Raw genomic sequence first — 16,827 nt, 5'->3', positions numbered from 1 at the left:
AGGAGTTTAAATTTTGCAATATAAATGGGGCAGTGCAAAATATATTCTACTGATTTCTTCAATGATCAAATCAGCATACATTTAAGAATACCGCCTCTTTTTTCATGATAATTAAACACCCACTTGTTGTTTATTTAAATATAAACGATCTAAGAGAGCAAAAAAGGCAGCAGCTAAAACCAAACCAAAACCGACCATACATGTCAGCATCCAACCACCATGGTGCCATGCATATACACCTAAAGCTGAACCACACGCGCCTCCAGTAAAATAAGCAGTCATATAAATGGAGTTAATACGAGATTTTGCATCGGGGCGTAAGCGGAAAATGATGTTTTGGTTGCTTGTATGCACAATAGCTAGACCTAAACTGATAATCCCATAACCTAAAATATAACTGATGAGAGACGTGCCACCTAGATATAAAAACCCCCAACTGATGGCTAAAATAATCACGCCAATGAAGGTGAGTACATTGGTATAACCACGATCTGCGATTTTTCCTATTTTGGCTGTACCTAAAGCACCGAAAACACCAATTAAAGTTGCAACACCAACCATCACATCAGGTAATTCAAAAGGCTTAGAGGTTAAGAGCATTGCAATCGTTGAAAATAAAATACTCATTGCCGCAAAAGCACAACCACCAATTAAAGCACGATAGACTAACCGTTTCTCTTCAAGCAAAAGTTTTGCCATAGACTGGAAAATTTTGCCATAACTCATTTTAAAGGTGGGTACTGTGGGTAAACGGCTTTTCAGTAAAAATGCTAATATCAGCATTAAGATTGAGCTGACAGCATAGATCACTTTCCAGTTAAATAGATTGGATAATAAGCCTGCTAAACTTGTTGATAGTAATAAACCAACCAATAAACCACTCATTAAAAAACCAACGATTTCACCTGTTTTTTCAGGTTTAACTGCCATGGTTGCTAATGGAATTAAAACCTGTGCTGCAACAGAAAATAACCCAGTAATAATTGTACCGATCCATAACATCGGTAGATTGACAGCAAAGGCACAGAGCATTAAGCCAATGGCAGCAAAGAACATCAGTAAGGGAATAAATTTCGTTTTATTGACAATATCGCCCACAGGAACAATCAATAAAAGCCCTAAAGCATAAGATACTTGTGCAAAGGTCACAGTCAGTGCGACTTGAGACTGAGGTACATCAAAATATTGTTGAATTGAATGTACAAGAGGTTGGCAATAATAATTTGCCCCTGCGCATAAACCGCAGGCCATCGCCATTAGCCATAATAAAGATTTATTTTGGCTAATATCGAGTTCAGGATTCATAAAGAACTCCACATAACGGGTTCATAGACAATAAGCAGTTGCTTCAATTTCTATCAGCATGCTAGGTAGTGCAAGACACGGAACAGGAATTAATGTGCAAGCTGGAAAAGGATGATCTTTCCACAAAAGCTGCATTTCCTGAATTAAAAACTGATGCTTTTTAGGGCTATGATCAACCACTAAAATACGTAACATCGCGATATCCAAAATATGAGCATCAACGTGTTCTAAAGCATGTTGTAAGTTGAGAAATGCTTGATGGGTTTGTTCAGCAAAGTCTCGAGACAATTGTCCTTGTTGGTTTTCACCACCTTGTCCTGAAATATGAAGAATACGCAAAAAATGCTTCACTTCAGCGATGTGACTATACGCAAATGCGCGTGGGTTATAAAGTGTATTTGGATTAATTAAAGTAAAGGCTTGAATACGAGAAAGTGAGGATTTTGAGTGCATGATTATAAGTCTTTGGTTCATTTTAAAGTTTTGCTAGTATCAAAGCTCAAGTTAACTTGAGGTCAAGCAAAAAATGGAAAAACAAGATTTAAATACATGGTTAAGTATTGGTGAGTTGGCAGAAAGAAGTGGTGTTAGTGTTGCAACAATAAGATTTTATGAAGAAAAACAACTGATTTGGAGTACACGCACACAAGGTAATCAGCGGCGTTATCTAAGAGCTATGTTACGCCGTATTGCTATTATTAAGGTCGCGCAACAAGTGGGTATCAGCTTACAGCAAGTGCATGAGGCATTTTCAGTTTTACCTAAACAACAAATTGCTAGCAAAAAAGATTGGGCAAAAATGTCGAGCACTTGGCAGCAGCAGCTTGATGAAAAAATTATCTCACTTTTACAATTACGCAATCAATTAGATAAATGCATTGGTTGCGGTTGCTTATCTTTACAACAGTGCCCACTCCGCAATCCTGATGATCAACTCGCAAAACAATCTGCTGGGGCACACTTTGCACATGTATTAATGACTTTATTGGAAAAAGAAAGTTCTGAACATGAACGCTCAGATGATCAATTGTGAATGGTGAATCATGCCTTTTTTACCCAGCCAAAACGGGCGATTATGCTCACCATGCCCAAACCAATCACACTGATAGAGCGGGATTTTCAGTGCTTCTAAATGCTCATTAAAAATTTCTATGAGGCTGTGCGGGACATTTTTTTGTGGACAATGATAAAAGTCACCTAAAACAACTGCTTTTAATAATGAAATATCTATACTTTGTAAAAGTTGTACAAAAGACCGTTCAATTCGATAATAAGGTTCGCCAACATCTTCAAGCATCAAAATAGAGGCTTGGTTGAGCTTTAAGCTGTCAGGTGTGCCTTGTAAAGTACTGAGTACGGTGAGATTTCCACCTAAAACTTTTAAATTTTCTATTTCAAAATGCCGAGCAAATGAATTGAGTGCAATTAAAGGATAATGATTAACCGTATTGTGATGTAATAAGGCAATGGTTTTTAGTGCATCAGTAGATAAAAGTGCATTGTGCAAATTTTTACAGGCAATTTCCTGAAATACAGGTGCATGAATCGCTGCTCCGTCATGCATAGCAATATAATTTAATAAAACAGTACTATCTGAATAACCAATAAGTGGTTTATTTAAAATCCAACTTCCTAAATATGGTAAAAGCATCGCTGCGCCTGTTCCACCACGTGCGCACCAAATCGCATCAATGTTTGGATCTGTACATGCTGTTTTTAAATCTTGAACACGTTGTTCCACAGTACCAGCAAGATAACGATGCTGTGCAAAAACATGCTCAGCTAAACTCACTTGATGCCCTAAACGCTCTAATTGATTTTGTGCAAGCTCAATTTTATCAGCTTCTACACACGCACTTGGTGCAACAATTTGAAAATGCATAATTTACCTAGATTATTGTGCGAGTTTCTTCTTAGACAGGGTAATCATCATGACACCAATGATATTCAAGATGCAACCTAACCATTGAATCCCATTCATATGTTCGCCTAATAATGCAACAGCAAGAATAATAGTTAAAATAGGAGCAATTGAACCAATCATTGCAGACTGTGCTGCGCCTAAACGAGAAATACTCTGTGCGATTAAAATAGTCGGTAAAACGGTGACCAAAAGCCCAAGCGCGATACCGTACCAAACAATTTGACTAGGCAGTTGTGCTAATAATACAAAAGGTTGTGGTGTGACAACGAGAAAATGAGTCAAAGTCCCAATACACGCAACACTTAAAGCGAGCCCTGTATAATTCCAAGAACCAAAACGTACAATTAAACGCGGTGTTAATAATAAATAGGCTGCAAAGCTTACAGCACTTGCAAAAACTAAACTTACACCGAGCCAAAAATCACCTTCATGTGCAACCGTGCTTTGTTCTTGGAGCATCACAATCACAGTACCGCCATAACTTAGTGCAATGGCAAAAATACTTTTAAAATTTAACTTTTTCTTATAAATCGCACAAGAAGCAAGCACTGTTAATGTTGGATATAAAAATAAAATAATACGTTCTAATGACGCACTAATATACATTAATCCTGAAAAATCTAACCAGCTTGAAAAATAATAACCCAGTAAACCCGCGAAAACTAATAAGCCCCAGTCTTTGGCAGATAAATCACGACTATGATGCCGATTTAGCCAGCAAATCAGTAAGAAAAAAGGTAATGCACTTGCCATGCGTAAAGCCATTAATACCGTTCCATCTACTAGAGGAGAGAGGGCATAAGCTTGTTTAATGAAAATTGCTTTGGTACTAAATAAAAATGCAGCACCTAAAGCAAATAAAGATCCTAATTGCACACTCGATAATGAGATTTTCATATGATGATTATGATCCAAAAGAATGCATCAAAGATGCCATCACTTTAGTATAAAGAGTCTCAATTTAGAGATGAAATGCAAAAAAAGAATTAATGCCATCAAAATAAGGAATAGGAAATTGATGTATGTACACAATATTTTTTTCAAGATGCTGCAAACTATAAATAACGATTTAAAAAAGCACAGATTTGGATGTAAATAATAATGCACTAAAAATGTGCATGTTATGCCAAAGTGTTTCAGGAACGCCGATTAGTCATCATCTGGCAAAATGGCAAATAAAAAAAATAATTTTTTTTTGTTGTTTAAATTATTGCTCCAATCTAAAAATAAAATGATTTCACACAAGTACTTTTATTTATTAATTAAATTAAAAAAAGTAATGATAAGTTGTTTACATAATTGACAGTTTTTGAGTAAAAATAAGTCAATAAAATCACCCATCAATCACGGTAAAATTGTCAAAAAAGCTAATTTATAAAAAATGGTTTATAAAAAGCTTGTTTTCTAAATAAATATCTAAAACTTATTAAGTTCAATTTTATAACGCTAAATGTAGTTAGAGCCAATTGAAGTTTGATGATTTTGTTGCAACAGGAAAAATGCTCAAAATAAAAATGGGAAATTTCATTTAAAAATTTCACTTTTGATAAAAAAATAAGCAAAAAATCTAAAATGGTATTAACTTAAATAAATGTTGGGTATGTCATAAAATGATAAATGTGAATCATGAGTTCAAAATATGGGTATTTATTAAATAAATATTGGGTAGTATTTTAAAAAAGTTCAATTAGAATCCAAAAATTCAGAACAAAATGCATCTAGGGGGAAACATCGTAACCACGATGTTTACTTGAAGAAAAATTAGCTTGAGGGACGCTCATGCAGATCGGAATCCCAACCGAAACTGTTCTCGGTGAAAGTCGTGTAGCTGCTACACCAGAAACAGTAAAAAAGTTGATCAGTGCTGGTCATAACGTAGTCATTGAACGTGGAGCAGGTAAAAAAGCTGCTTATATTGATAGTGCTTACGAACAGGTCGGTGCAAAAATTACGGATGATGCCTATACAGGTAGTCAGCTTGTTTTGAAGGTTCGTGCTCCACAAGGCAATGAAATTCAAAAACTTGCAGCTAATACAACCATTATTGCAATGTTTGATCCGTATCGTAACCCTGACCTTGACCAGTTTGCTTCACAACAAGTATCTGCATTTGCGTTAGAGCTTTTACCACGAACATTATCTCGTGCGCAAAATATGGATGTACTGTCATCTCAAGCAAACTTAGCGGGTTATAAGTCGGTACTTTTAGCTGCTGCGGAATATCAACGTATGTTCCCAATGCTAATGACTGCGGCGGGTACAGTAAAGCCTGCACGTATTGTCATTATGGGTGTTGGTGTCGCAGGTTTACAAGCGATTGCAACGGCGAAACGTTTAGGTGCTGTGGTAGAAGCAACTGACTTACGCCCAACAGCTCGTGATCAAGTCGAATCACTTGGTGGTAAGTGGTTAGACGTGCCAATGTCAGATGAAGAAAAGCAAAAAGCTGCTGATGCTGCTAAAAATGGTTATGGATGGATGCCAGGTGAGCAATACATCAAAGACCAAGCCATCATCGTAGATAAAGCTGTTTCAAATGCTGATATCGTGATTACAACTGCTTTATTACCAGGTCGCGATGCACCACGTTTAATTAAAGCCGAAACTGTTGCCAAAATGAAACCAGGTTCAATCATCCTTGATATGGCGGTTGAAACAGGTGGTAATGTTGAAGGCTCGAAATGTGGTGAAAATGTTGTAACAGATAATGGCGTGACTATTTTGGGTATCCCAAATATTCCTGCAACTGTTTCGACAGAAGCTTCAGCGTTGTATGCACGTAACGTGTTTAATTTCGTAGAAACTTTATTTGATCAAGATAAAAACTTTAAATTGAATCAAGAAGACGAAATTCAAAAAGCACTTCTAGTAACACATGGCGGTCAAGTACTGCTCAAACGTGGTTAAGGAGAGTCATCATGGTTGAAACTATTACTATTTTCGTCTTAGCCATTTTTGTTGGTTACTACGTGGTTTGGGGTGTAACGCCTGCATTGCATACACCGTTAATGGCGGTAACGAATGCGTTGTCATCTATTATTATTGTGGGTGCAATGATTCAAACCGTGGGTATTCCTGGTGTTGTTGATGCCAACGTACAATTTCAAGATATCAATGTTGTAAGTGTGCTTGGTGCAGTTGCTGTGTTCTTGGCAAGTATTAATATTTTTGGTGGTTTCGCAGTGACTGCGCGTATGCTTGAAATGTTTAAGCCAAAACAAAAGAAAAAAGAGGGCTAATCCATGGAATTCATTAAAGAATATGCAGATTGGTTTTACCTGATTGGTGCTGTCCTTTTTATCTTAACTTTACGTGGTCTTTCAGGTCCTAAAACTGCGATTCAAGGTAACCGTTACGGTATGGTTGCAATGGCAATCGCTGTCATCACAACCTTCTTTGTTGCTGACCATCCTGTGATTTGGATGATTGGTGGTGCAATGGTGCTTGGTGCGGTTGTTGGTATTGCTCGTGCACGTACAGTTCCAATGACACAAATGCCTGAAACAGTGGCTTTAATGCACTCATTGGTCGGTTTGGCTGCGGTATTGATTGCAATTGCTGCGATCCTACATAACAACCAACTTACAGTGTTATTTGCTGAAAATGAATCTGCTTTAACTGCTGCGGGTGTTCAACATGCGCATATGAGCAAAGTTCATTTATTTGAATTATTTGTTGGCTGTTTCGTTGGTGCGATTACATTCACAGCTTCAGTATTTGCTTATGGTAAATTGGCTGCGAAGAAATGGGCGAAAACGATTTCTGGTGGATGGGTTAAACCTGTTCAAGCGGTCATTTTCCTTGCAATGTTGGCGTGTGGTGTTTACTTCTTCACGACAGGCAATATGCAAGCATTCTGGGCAATGACTGCACTTGCACTGGTATTTGGTTGGGTTTGGATTGCACCAGTAGGTGGCGGTGATATGCCAGTGGTGGTTTCACTTCTTAACTCATTCTCAGGTTGGGCTGCTGCAGGTATTGGTTTTACACTTGAAAACAACATGTTGATCGTTGCTGGTTCGCTCGTTGGTTCTTCAGGTGCAATTCTGTCTTACATCATGTGTAAAGCGATGAACCGTTCAATCATCAACGTATTGTTTGGTGGTGCAATGGGTGGTGCTGCAGTTGCTTCTGCTGACAAAGGTGAGCAAGTTCAACGTAACTACCGTTCAGGTTCTGCAGATGATGCTGGCTTCTTGATGTCAAATGCAGACAGCGTTGTGATTGTACCTGGTTATGGTATGGCGCAAGGTCGTGCTCAAAATGCAGTAAAAGAATTATGTGAATTACTTAAAGAACAAGGTGTAACTGTTCGTTTTGCAATTCACCCTGTTGCTGGTCGTATGCCTGGTCACATGAACGTTCTTCTTGCTGAAGCAGACGTAGCTTATGAAGACATCTTGGAAATGGATGAGATTAACTCAGACTTCCCTGCAACAGATGTTGTACTTGTCATCGGTGCGAATGACGTTGTTAACCCTGCTGCAAAAGATGATCCAACATCACCGATTTATGGTATGCCGATTCTTGAAGCACATAAAGCACGTACCATCATGGTGATCAAGCGTTCTATGGCGACTGGTTATGCGGGTCTAGATAATGACTTGTTCTATAACGAAAAAACTATGATGATCTTTGGTGATGCGAAGAAAGTTGTTGAAGATATGACTAAAGCGATTAATGGCGGCGGTCACTAATTTATACTTCAAAATCCCTCTTTTCTAAAGTGGGATTTGGGAAGATCTAAAACCACCTTCGGGTGGTTTTTTTATTGATATTATTTTTAGTCTTAATCAAAGAAAACTAGATATCACGACAATAATTTTTTTGATATAAAAGAAGTGTGATCAAGATCTTAAAAAAATAAATTTTATGTAAACTATTTATATGAGAATGACCATTTGGTAAAATATGAAAAATTCCACTTAAATAAAAAATGAAAATGTAATTTAAAAAATATGGGGAATAATTGTTTTAACCAAGCAAGTTTAAATTAAGGCTTAAGGGGCATTCTAAAATTAGAATGGTAATGTAGAGAGTATGGATAGGGTTAAAATAACAGATGAAGCAATTATATCTCTATTTGGTACTATTATTTAGCTCATCACAAACATATAGCTTAACAACGGTCTCACCTGCACAATTTAATGCAATCAATACATTTTCTGATATTACACTGATTGTTTTAGGAACATTGTTTGTATTATTAATGCAAGCAGGTTTTGCTGTGATCGAAGGAGGCTATGTCAAAAATTCAAGAGCGATTTATAATCTAGGGATCAGTTATTTATCTGCTATTTTAGGTAATACTTTATATATTATTTTTTGTTTTCTATTGGTGTTTTTTGGCATATGGCAAACAGAAAATCAAAGCAATCATATTCAAATGTACTGGTGGCAATGGCAAATTTTTATTTTCTATATTTTAATGTCATCCACTATCACCACAATCGTAGGTCGAATTATTCCAATAAATATGTCGTCTAAAGTATATTGGATTGTGGGCTTACTTGTTTCAGGTGTCATTTTTCCAATATTAAGTGTTTCAGCTTGGGGGGATATTCTTTTTAATTGGCATTGGTTAAAAGATTTGGGTTTTATTGATTATGCAGGAGCAACAGTCATTCACTCATTTGCTGCATGGACCGTTTTAGCGGGTTATGTGGTTTTTAATCAATATCATCAAGATTATCCAAAGGAAACACATTATATATTTCAAGATCAAAAAATGTTGATTTTTTCACTGGCAGGTTTTGTTTTGTGGTTGGCTTGGTCGTGTTTAAACGTTGCATTTATTACAGGAATGACCATAGATATTATTACTGTATTAATTAATATTATTTCTGTTGTTTTTGGAGTATGTGTTGCTACCTTGGGCTATTTAATTTTAAAACCTCAAAAGTTTAAACGTGCCACTCTGATTAAAGCGCTTTTTGGTGGTTTAGTGGCGATTACCGCAAGTTGTGGCTTAGTGAGTATGAGTATTGCTTTTATTATTGGCTTTGTTGCAGCTTTAATGACGTGTTTATTGCCTAAATTACTCAAGCGTTGGATTCGAATTAGAAGTGTTGCTGATGTGATCGTGATTCATGGCTTGTGTGGTGTATGGGGAACCTTAGCTGTGATCATGAATCAATTTGACAACTCTATTTTAGAAGTGAGTTGGAAATATCAGATTTTTGGGATTTTATTTACTTTTTTCTTAGGTTTTGGTTTGATGTACGTTATTTTTAAGCGAATTGCTTTGCATCCAAATTTAATGAATACCGAATAAAAAAATAAGAATAAAAAAGCGACCATGAGGGTCGCTTTTCCGTTTTTTATGCTTAGGCAACATGTTCAGGTGTTGTACGCCATAAACTTTCAAGATCGTAAAATTTACGTGCAGTAGGTAGCATGACATGAACAACGATCAAATCTAAGTCGATTAGGATCCATTCAGCATCACGTTCGCCTTCAACACCAATCGGGCGAAAACCTGCTTTACGTGCTTCTTCTGCAACGTTGTCAGCAAGTGCTTTAACATGACGTGTTGATGTACCGCTTGCAATCACAATCGCATCTGCGACATTACTGATTTTGCTAACATCAAGTTCAAGAATATCTTTGGCTTTTACATCGAGTAGAGCTTCGTGTACAACTTTTAAACAAGTTTGCACATCTTGTTTGTGAGAATTCATTGCAAGTTCGAGAGAATTAGAAGCGCTGGGTGATGGTTCTAAATTCATATAAGGTATATTTTCCAGACAATAACTCATCGTCTAATATACCGCCTTTACTAAAAAAATTCAAATTTATACCTATAAATATTGTGGATATTTTTTAAGCGTTTATATTTGTGAGTGATCAGTAAAGTATTTGTTTTTCCATGCAAATGATTGATTAGAGTCAACTTGTGGTTTGTATTCAGCTGCGATATAACCTGTATATGGACTTTGTGCTAACCATTGGAAAATTTCTGCATAGTTAATTTGAGCTGTATCTGGCTCATGTCGCCCAGGACAGTCCGCAAATTGAATATGTCCAATCCACTCCAGATTTTCTTGTAGTGCAGCTAAAATATTTTCGCCCATCATTGCCATATGATAACAATCATATTGCATTTTTAAGGCAGGGTGTTGGACAGCTTCAAGCATTTCTTGAGCTTGAGCAATATTTTGCACTAAAAATCGCGGCATATCTGTGCCGTTAATCATTTCAAATACAGGTTGAATATTATGCTCAGTGCAAAGATGACAAGCCAGTTTTAAATTGCTAGAGAGTGTGTTTAAGCATGGAAGCAAGTCTGCATCTAGAGGTTGTTTTCCTGCTAGGATATTGATACTACTGACTTGTAGCGAGGTTGCATATTCAATCGCTTTTAATAATGCGTGATGAAATTCAAGTTCTTTCCCTGGAATGCCCGCTAGACCATTGCCACCTTGCATTAAATCACCTGCGGGTACATTAATGAGGCAAAGCGTAAGTTGATAACGCTCTAATTGTGTCTGAATATCTTGAATACTGAGTTCATAAGGAAACTGAATTTCAACATGTTTAAAACCATGCTGATGTGCCAAAGCAAAACGTTCTATTAGGGGAACTTCAGTAAAAATCATAGAAAGATTTACTGCGAGTTTGCTCATCATTTTGCTCCATGCAAATTACGTATAGGCTGAACGATAACGTCAATTTTATTTTTGAATTTCAACATGCTTAATCACAGTTGCTAAATCTGCATCAGCATAACCATTCTTTTGGTGTGCTTGCAATTGCGACAAGGCTTTTTTAGCAACAGGAATTTCTAAATTAAACTTTTTAGCTAAACTCACAGCATTATTTAAGTCTTTAGATAAAGTTTGCACTTTCCACTGCACAGGCTCGAAATGATGTGTTGCCATACGTGGTGTTAAAATTTGAAAAGGTTTAGAGTCAGCAAAACCACCTGCAAGAGCAGGTGCTAATAAAGTTGTATCAACACCTGCCTGTTCTGCAAGTGCGACTGCCTCAGCAATTAGGGTGCTATTCGCGGCAACGATCAATTGATTACAAATTTTAGTGGCTTGTCCCGTACCTGTTTCTCCCATACGAGTGACACGTTGTGAAAGTACATTATAAATAAGTGTAAGGCTTTGAATAGTTTGTGCATTACCGCCTGCAAAAATAACTAAAGTACCATTTTCAGCACCAGCCGTCCCACCCGAAACAGGGGAGTCAATCCAAATAACATGATGCTGATTTGCTTGATTTGCAAGATGAATCGTTTGATCTACAGATAGGCTAGAAAAATCGACAATCACTTGTTTGGCTTGGAGATGAGGTTTAATTTGATTGAAAACGGCTTCTACAGCTTGATCATCAGCAAGACAGCTAAGAATGATTGGGTATTGTGCAATATTCTCAAGTTGTAGAGCATGTGCGCCAATGTCAATCAAGGGTTCACATGCACTTGCAGTACGATTCCATACTGCAACATGAAAGCCTGCTTGAACTAGACGAGTTGCCATACGACTACCCATTAAGCCCATACCTAAAAAAGCAATTTTGTGCTGTTGATCAAAACTCATAGTACCAATCTCAAAACGGTTCCTTGTAAATTATTTAAATTGGCGTGGTAAAAATTGTACTTCTGGATTTTTATCCTTTTTACGTGCCAATTGACTATTTTTACCTAAAAGTAGCTTTAATTGCCAAATTTTTTCTAAACGTAACGCTTTTTTAGGTGCATGTTCCATCGCATCTAATACGCGTTTAGCTGCCATTAAGGCATCAGGTGAACGCTGTAGCATTTCTTTTGCAATTTGTTGTGCTTTTTCTAATGGTGCAACGTCAACATGTGTGACTAAGCCAATTTCTTTAGCATAATGACCATCAAAAATACGTGCAGTTAAGGTCAGTTCTTTGGCTAAATCTATACCAATAACTCCTTTAATTGAACGCGATAAGCCCATATCTGGTACTAAGCCCCAACGACTTTCCATGATGGACATTTTGGTATCAGGATGGCTGATACGAATATCCGCAGCTAATGCCAATTGCATACCTGCACCAAAGCAAAAACCTTCAAGTGCAGCAATCACAGGAACAGGTAATTCTTGCCAAATCAAAAAAGCTTTTTGAAATAAACTTTGTCCAGGTTTGATGAGTTCCCAAGCAGCATAAGCTGTATTTTTAGGATTGTTTAAATCGGCAAGGTCAATGCCTGCACTAAAGACTTGCGCTTCACCAGTTAAAATGACACAACGAATGCTGCGATCTTTTTTGATTTTTTGAGCAGTGCTCACTAACTCGCGCAGTAAAGCAAAGCTCATTGCGTTACGTTTATCTGGACGGTTTAGGTAAACCGTTGCGATTCCATCTTTTTTTTCAATTCGTAATAATGACATCGTTTTTACTCTTATTGCCTTGTAACGCAGCATAGCATGGAGTGAGCTTTTACATCGTGACAGTGCAGTCACAGAAAAAATTAATTTGAATGATTCAAAATTTGCTGTGCGGCAGCTTCTACTTCGTGTATGACCAATTGCAAATGATCTAATCGTTGTAAGGTATCTTGAATGAATGTTTCATCTGCTTTACGACGTTCTTTTCTGAGTGTTGAAATAAACTGTTCAAACTCGCCTGTAATACGTTGTAATTTTGGTGTGCCGACATAGCGAGTTGCGCCATATAAACGATGAAGCACATGCTCAAGTTGTGGAAAATCTTCTAATTCAATCAACTGAGAGATTTCATCGAGTTCCGTTGGAAAGCTATCGACTAGCATTTTAAGTAAATCTTGTGCCAAATCTTCTTTATTTGCGGCTAAGGCTAAGCTTTGTTTCCAATCTAAAATGTCAGGGTCAAGCGCTTCAGCGTAAACGTTATTTTCGTTGGTTTGCTGTGGTTGAGCAAATTGATCAGATGTCCATTCAGTTAAAATTTGAATTAATTGTTCGACTTGAATTGGTTTGGTTACATAGTCGTCCATGCCGACTTTTAGAAGTTTTTGCTTTTCATCGGCTAAAGCATGTGCTGTAAGTGCAATGATTGGCATACGCATACCATCGAGCGTGGATTCTAATGAGCGAATCGCACGTGTTGTATCAATTCCAGACATAACAGGCATTTGAATGTCCATGAAAACCAAGTCATATGGTTTTAAACCTTGTTCGATACGTTGCTGAATGGTGCTTAGGGCTTCTTGCCCACTTTGTACTTTGGTTGTCTTAACATTGAGTTCAGCGAGTAATGCTTCAAGTACAATCAAGTTCGGTAAATGATCATCCACTGCTAAAATATGCAAATTACGCTCTTTAAAATCTTTGTGCTCTTCAGGACTAAATATAGGTTGATTGCTTAAAAGTTGAATCACTCCTGAACGACTTAAAGGTTGATAAAGTGGACGTGCACGATATTCATGTAACATATTTGGCTCTAAGGTCATTTGATAGCCATAAACGGCTAAATTACCTTGATAACGCCCACGAATTTCGCGTAATAAAGCTTCAGTATCGCCGCTATGATCTACAATCAGCCAAGTGTTTTCAGGCAGTTTAGATAAGCCATTTAAACGGCTAAATAAATCTAAAATTGACTGTGCTTCAGTATGAACGACTTGATAGTCTTCTAAATAATGACGTAAAACATTTGCTGTTGCAGGATGTGCTAAGAATGACAATACATGCATATCTTTAAACACTGGATGAATAATTTCTTCATTTTCATCCACTTGGAACATTGCGGTAAACCAGAATGTTGAGCCTTTTTCTGTAGGTGCACGTTCTTGGTTATCTTCAAAGCCAATTTGACCTTGCATTAAGTGAACCAATTGTTTTGAAATTGCTAAACCTAAACCTGTTCCGCCAAATTGACGGGTTACGGATGCATCGCCTTGAGAGAACGATTCAAATAACTTCTTACGATCTGTGCCACTGAGACCAATACCGCTATCTTGCACACTAAAATGCAATAAACACTGTCCAATATCATCATGTTCCATACGAACACGAACAATGATTTCACCATCAGGGGTAAATTTAATGGCATTGGAAATAAGATTGGTCAAAATTTGCTTAAAGCGTAAAACATCACCATTGACATGCTTAGGAACGGTATCATCATAGTAAAATGCCATTTCTATTTGTTTTTGTGCAGCCAACGGCGACAACATATCCATAACATCGAAAATTGCTTCTTCAAGGTCAAAAGGTGCAGTTTCGAGTTCTAATTTCCCAGCATCAATTTTAGAAAAGTCGAGTACATCGTTAATCAGCGCCAATAAATGAGCAGAAGATTTTCGAATCGTTTGTAAGTACAAGTTTTGATCATTACTAAGATTATCTTGTCTTAATAACAGATGAATAAAACCATCAATACTGTTTAGGGGTGTACGTAGTTCATGGCTGATATTGGCTAAAAATACTGACTTGGCTTGGTTTGATGAAATCGCTTGGTCACGTGCTTGTTTGTAAGTAATGTTCTGTACTTCTAAGGTGTCTAAAGTACGTCTTAAATCATCTTCGGTTTGCTCAGTATGTTCTTTTAGCTCTAGAAAACTAAAATGTAAGCGTTTCACAACATTCGCAATATCTCGCTGTAATAAACGTAACTCACCTGTACTGTTAATCACCATATGTTGGTCAAGCGTATCGGCATTTAAACGTTGTAATTGCATGCGAATTTCGTACATTGGTGCGATCCAACGACGAGAATAGAAATTTAGACAGAGTAATAATAAAAGTAATGTAAATAATGCTGTGGTAATGAGCACGATCATCACACGATAATGCGCTATTTCTAAAGGTTGATTATCAAGTTCAATGCTTAACCAAATGGGTGCATGAGCATCTTCAGTTTGAAGGCGAATCGCATAAATATTATTGTGTTGGTTGGATAATGGTCCTACAAAGCTTCCTTGTTGCGGAAGTTTGGGCCATGCTTTTCTATTTTGATAACCGACATTGAGTAAAGTTTGCTGATTAGGTAAAACAATCGCTGCACGAATAAGATATTTTTCATTAAAAATATGTTGGAGAATATTTTCAGCTTGTGGTCTATATTTGGGATTTGCTTGTATTAGACGAACGAGTTGTTCTGCGGTTGCTTGATAGCGACTTAAAATTGCAATAGCGGCATAACGTTGATTGGTTTTAGCAGCATTAGACGTTTCTTTCATGACCAAAAGTGCGCCGACGCAGGCTAAGACCATAATAGGTACAAAAATCAACGCAATTAATTGTCCATATGCGTGATTAAGTTTGAGACGTTTAAATAATTTTTTATTGAAATTCGACATGCATCAAGCCAAGACCTTCCCCGTAATGAGAATATTAACATGCTTTAATCGTCCTACATGAAATTATGATAAAGATCATGAAAAAACATCTTGCTTAAATATTGTTTATGCTGTTTTAAAGATAAACTTATCATTTCTAATTCTAAGTTGCTTTGAAATTATTTTATATTATTCATTTTATTTGAAAAAATACTTTTAAGTCATTGAAGTACACCCAAGTTTTATGTGCTGAGTTTGATCATTCTCATCAGAATTTAATGGAAAGCAGTGCAGGGTGTTTTATTTTTTCATACAATACGCGCACCTCGATCTAGGTACATACCATGAGTAATACACAAGTTGATTTCTTAGCAGACGATTTTTTATTAGACCATTATGTCGGTAAGACGCCATTGGTGCGTTTACAACGTCTCGCAAATCATACTCAAGCAACGGTGTTGGCGAAACTTGAAGGAAATAATCCAGCAGGTTCAGTGAAAGACCGTCCAGCATATAACATGATTATGCAAGCTGAAAAACGTGGGCAAATTCAGCCAGGTGATACCTTGATTGAGGCGACGAGTGGAAATACAGGTATTGCTTTAGCAATGGTTGCTGCAATGCGTGGCTACAAAATGCGTTTGATTATGCCTGCTGCCTCAAGTCAAGAGCGTAAAGATGCAATGCGTGCTTATGGTGCAGAGTTAATTGAAGCTGCAAGCATGGAAGAAGCACGTGATCTGGCTTTGCAAATGGAGAAAGAAGGGCAAGGTCTGGTTTTAAATCAGTTTGGTAATCCAGATAATGTTGAAGCACATTACTTAACGACTGGTCCAGAAATTTGGCAACAAACTGAAGGTAAAATTACCCATTTCGTGAGTTCTATGGGAACAACAGGCACGATTATGGGGATTTCAAAATATTTGAAAGAACAAAACCCAGAGATTCAAATTGTGGGTTTACAGCCATCTGAAGGTTCAAATATTGCGGGTATCCGTCGTTGGCCTCAGGAATATTTACCGACTATTTTTGATCCAAAGCGTGTCGATCGCATTATGGATATTCCACAAATCGAAGCTGAAAAAACAGCACGTGCTTTAGCACGTAAAGAAGGAATTAGTGCAGGCACTTCATCAGGTGGAGCCGTGTGGGCATCAGTGAAAATTGCTGAAGAAAACCCAAACGCTGTGATTGTCTGTATTGTATGTGATCGTGGTGATCGTTATTTATCTACAGGTTTATTTTCAGTTGAAGACTAAAACCAATATTTGACTCAAGTCGACCTGTTATTTTATCGCGGTGCATTGTTTCTTTGTTGAAACTCGGGTTAATGTGTAAAATAATTTAAGTCATGATGAGAATA

At 37.2% G+C, this 16,827-nt stretch carries 15 protein-coding genes; 6 read left to right on the top strand and 9 right to left on the bottom strand.

Going from position 1 to position 16,827, the window contains the following annotated elements; all coding sequences use genetic code 11:
- Positions 1 to 111: 111 nt before the first annotated feature.
- Both HX005_RS00360 and HX005_RS00355 read right to left on the bottom strand, forming a co-directional pair.
- Entirely contained in the window at positions 112 to 1,305 is a 1,194-nt protein-coding gene (locus HX005_RS00360) for an MFS transporter (protein WP_286375895.1), read from the bottom strand.
- Between the two features lie 21 nt (positions 1,306 to 1,326).
- Entirely contained in the window at positions 1,327 to 1,758 is a 432-nt protein-coding gene (locus tag HX005_RS00355; protein WP_107006724.1) for a RidA family protein, read from the bottom strand.
- Positions 1,759 to 1,831: 73 nt separating this feature from the next.
- Here HX005_RS00355 and soxR point away from each other — a divergent pair, with 73 nt between their 5' ends.
- Positions 1,832 to 2,338, top strand: a complete 507-nt coding sequence (soxR, locus tag HX005_RS00350) for a redox-sensitive transcriptional activator SoxR (protein WP_286375894.1) — start codon at positions 1,832 to 1,834, stop codon at positions 2,336 to 2,338.
- Here soxR and HX005_RS00345 read toward each other — a convergent pair.
- A complete protein-coding gene (locus HX005_RS00345) occupies positions 2,321 to 3,187 on the bottom strand; it encodes an LD-carboxypeptidase (RefSeq protein ID WP_286375893.1) in 867 nt (288 codons plus the stop codon). The genes soxR and HX005_RS00345 overlap by 18 nt on opposite strands.
- A 12-nt stretch (positions 3,188 to 3,199) precedes the next feature.
- Positions 3,200 to 4,126: a DMT family transporter gene (locus tag HX005_RS00340; protein WP_286375892.1), complete on the bottom strand. Its 927-nt coding sequence runs from the start codon at positions 4,124 to 4,126 to the stop codon at positions 3,200 to 3,202.
- Positions 4,127 to 5,008: 882 nt separating this feature from the next.
- On the opposite strand from HX005_RS00340, the gene HX005_RS00335 reads away from it, so the two are divergent.
- The 4 genes from HX005_RS00335 (at position 5,009) to HX005_RS00320 (ending at position 9,503) form a co-directional block, all read left to right on the top strand.
- Positions 5,009 to 6,136 (top strand): Re/Si-specific NAD(P)(+) transhydrogenase subunit alpha, encoded by a 1,128-nt coding sequence (locus HX005_RS00335; protein ID WP_286375891.1) that lies wholly within the window; start codon positions 5,009 to 5,011, stop codon positions 6,134 to 6,136.
- Between the two features lie 11 nt (positions 6,137 to 6,147).
- On the top strand, positions 6,148 to 6,468 hold the full coding sequence (locus HX005_RS00330; protein WP_068973100.1) for a proton-translocating transhydrogenase family protein: 321 nt from the start codon (positions 6,148 to 6,150) through the stop codon (positions 6,466 to 6,468).
- 3 nt (positions 6,469 to 6,471) lie between these two features.
- A complete protein-coding gene (locus HX005_RS00325; RefSeq protein WP_107006719.1) occupies positions 6,472 to 7,926 on the top strand; it encodes an NAD(P)(+) transhydrogenase (Re/Si-specific) subunit beta in 1,455 nt (484 codons plus the stop codon).
- A gap of 365 nt (positions 7,927 to 8,291) precedes the next feature.
- On the top strand, positions 8,292 to 9,503 hold the full coding sequence (locus HX005_RS00320; protein WP_286375890.1) for an ammonium transporter: 1,212 nt from the start codon (positions 8,292 to 8,294) through the stop codon (positions 9,501 to 9,503).
- 52 nt (positions 9,504 to 9,555) lie between these two features.
- Here the strand turns inward: HX005_RS00320 and rsfS are convergent, their stop codons facing one another.
- From rsfS to HX005_RS00295, 5 genes are all read right to left on the bottom strand, one after another.
- A complete protein-coding gene (gene rsfS / locus HX005_RS00315) occupies positions 9,556 to 9,957 on the bottom strand; it encodes a ribosome silencing factor (RefSeq protein WP_107006717.1) in 402 nt (133 codons plus the stop codon).
- A 102-nt stretch (positions 9,958 to 10,059) separates the two neighbouring features.
- A complete protein-coding gene (locus tag HX005_RS00310) occupies positions 10,060 to 10,854 on the bottom strand; it encodes a hydroxypyruvate isomerase family protein (RefSeq protein ID WP_286375889.1) in 795 nt (264 codons plus the stop codon).
- A 48-nt stretch (positions 10,855 to 10,902) separates the two neighbouring features.
- Positions 10,903 to 11,775: an NAD(P)-dependent oxidoreductase gene (locus tag HX005_RS00305; protein WP_286375888.1), complete on the bottom strand. Its 873-nt coding sequence runs from the start codon at positions 11,773 to 11,775 to the stop codon at positions 10,903 to 10,905.
- A gap of 30 nt (positions 11,776 to 11,805) precedes the next feature.
- Entirely contained in the window at positions 11,806 to 12,594 is a 789-nt protein-coding gene (locus HX005_RS00300; RefSeq protein WP_286375887.1) for a crotonase/enoyl-CoA hydratase family protein, read from the bottom strand.
- Between the two features lie 80 nt (positions 12,595 to 12,674).
- A complete protein-coding gene (locus tag HX005_RS00295) occupies positions 12,675 to 15,485 on the bottom strand; it encodes a GacS-like sensor histidine kinase (protein ID WP_286375886.1) in 2,811 nt (936 codons plus the stop codon).
- Positions 15,486 to 15,808: 323 nt separating this feature from the next.
- Between HX005_RS00295 and cysM the strand changes: the two genes are divergently transcribed.
- A complete protein-coding gene (cysM, locus tag HX005_RS00290) occupies positions 15,809 to 16,723 on the top strand; it encodes a cysteine synthase CysM (RefSeq protein ID WP_286375885.1) in 915 nt (304 codons plus the stop codon).
- Positions 16,724 to 16,827 lie beyond the last annotated feature (104 nt).

The organism is Acinetobacter sp. R933-2, assembly GCF_030325485.1.
Classification (GTDB): Bacteria; Pseudomonadota; Gammaproteobacteria; order Pseudomonadales; family Moraxellaceae; genus Acinetobacter; species Acinetobacter sichuanensis.
Note: the sequence above shows the minus strand (reverse complement) of the source record. Positions and strands in the feature narration are given on the sequence as shown.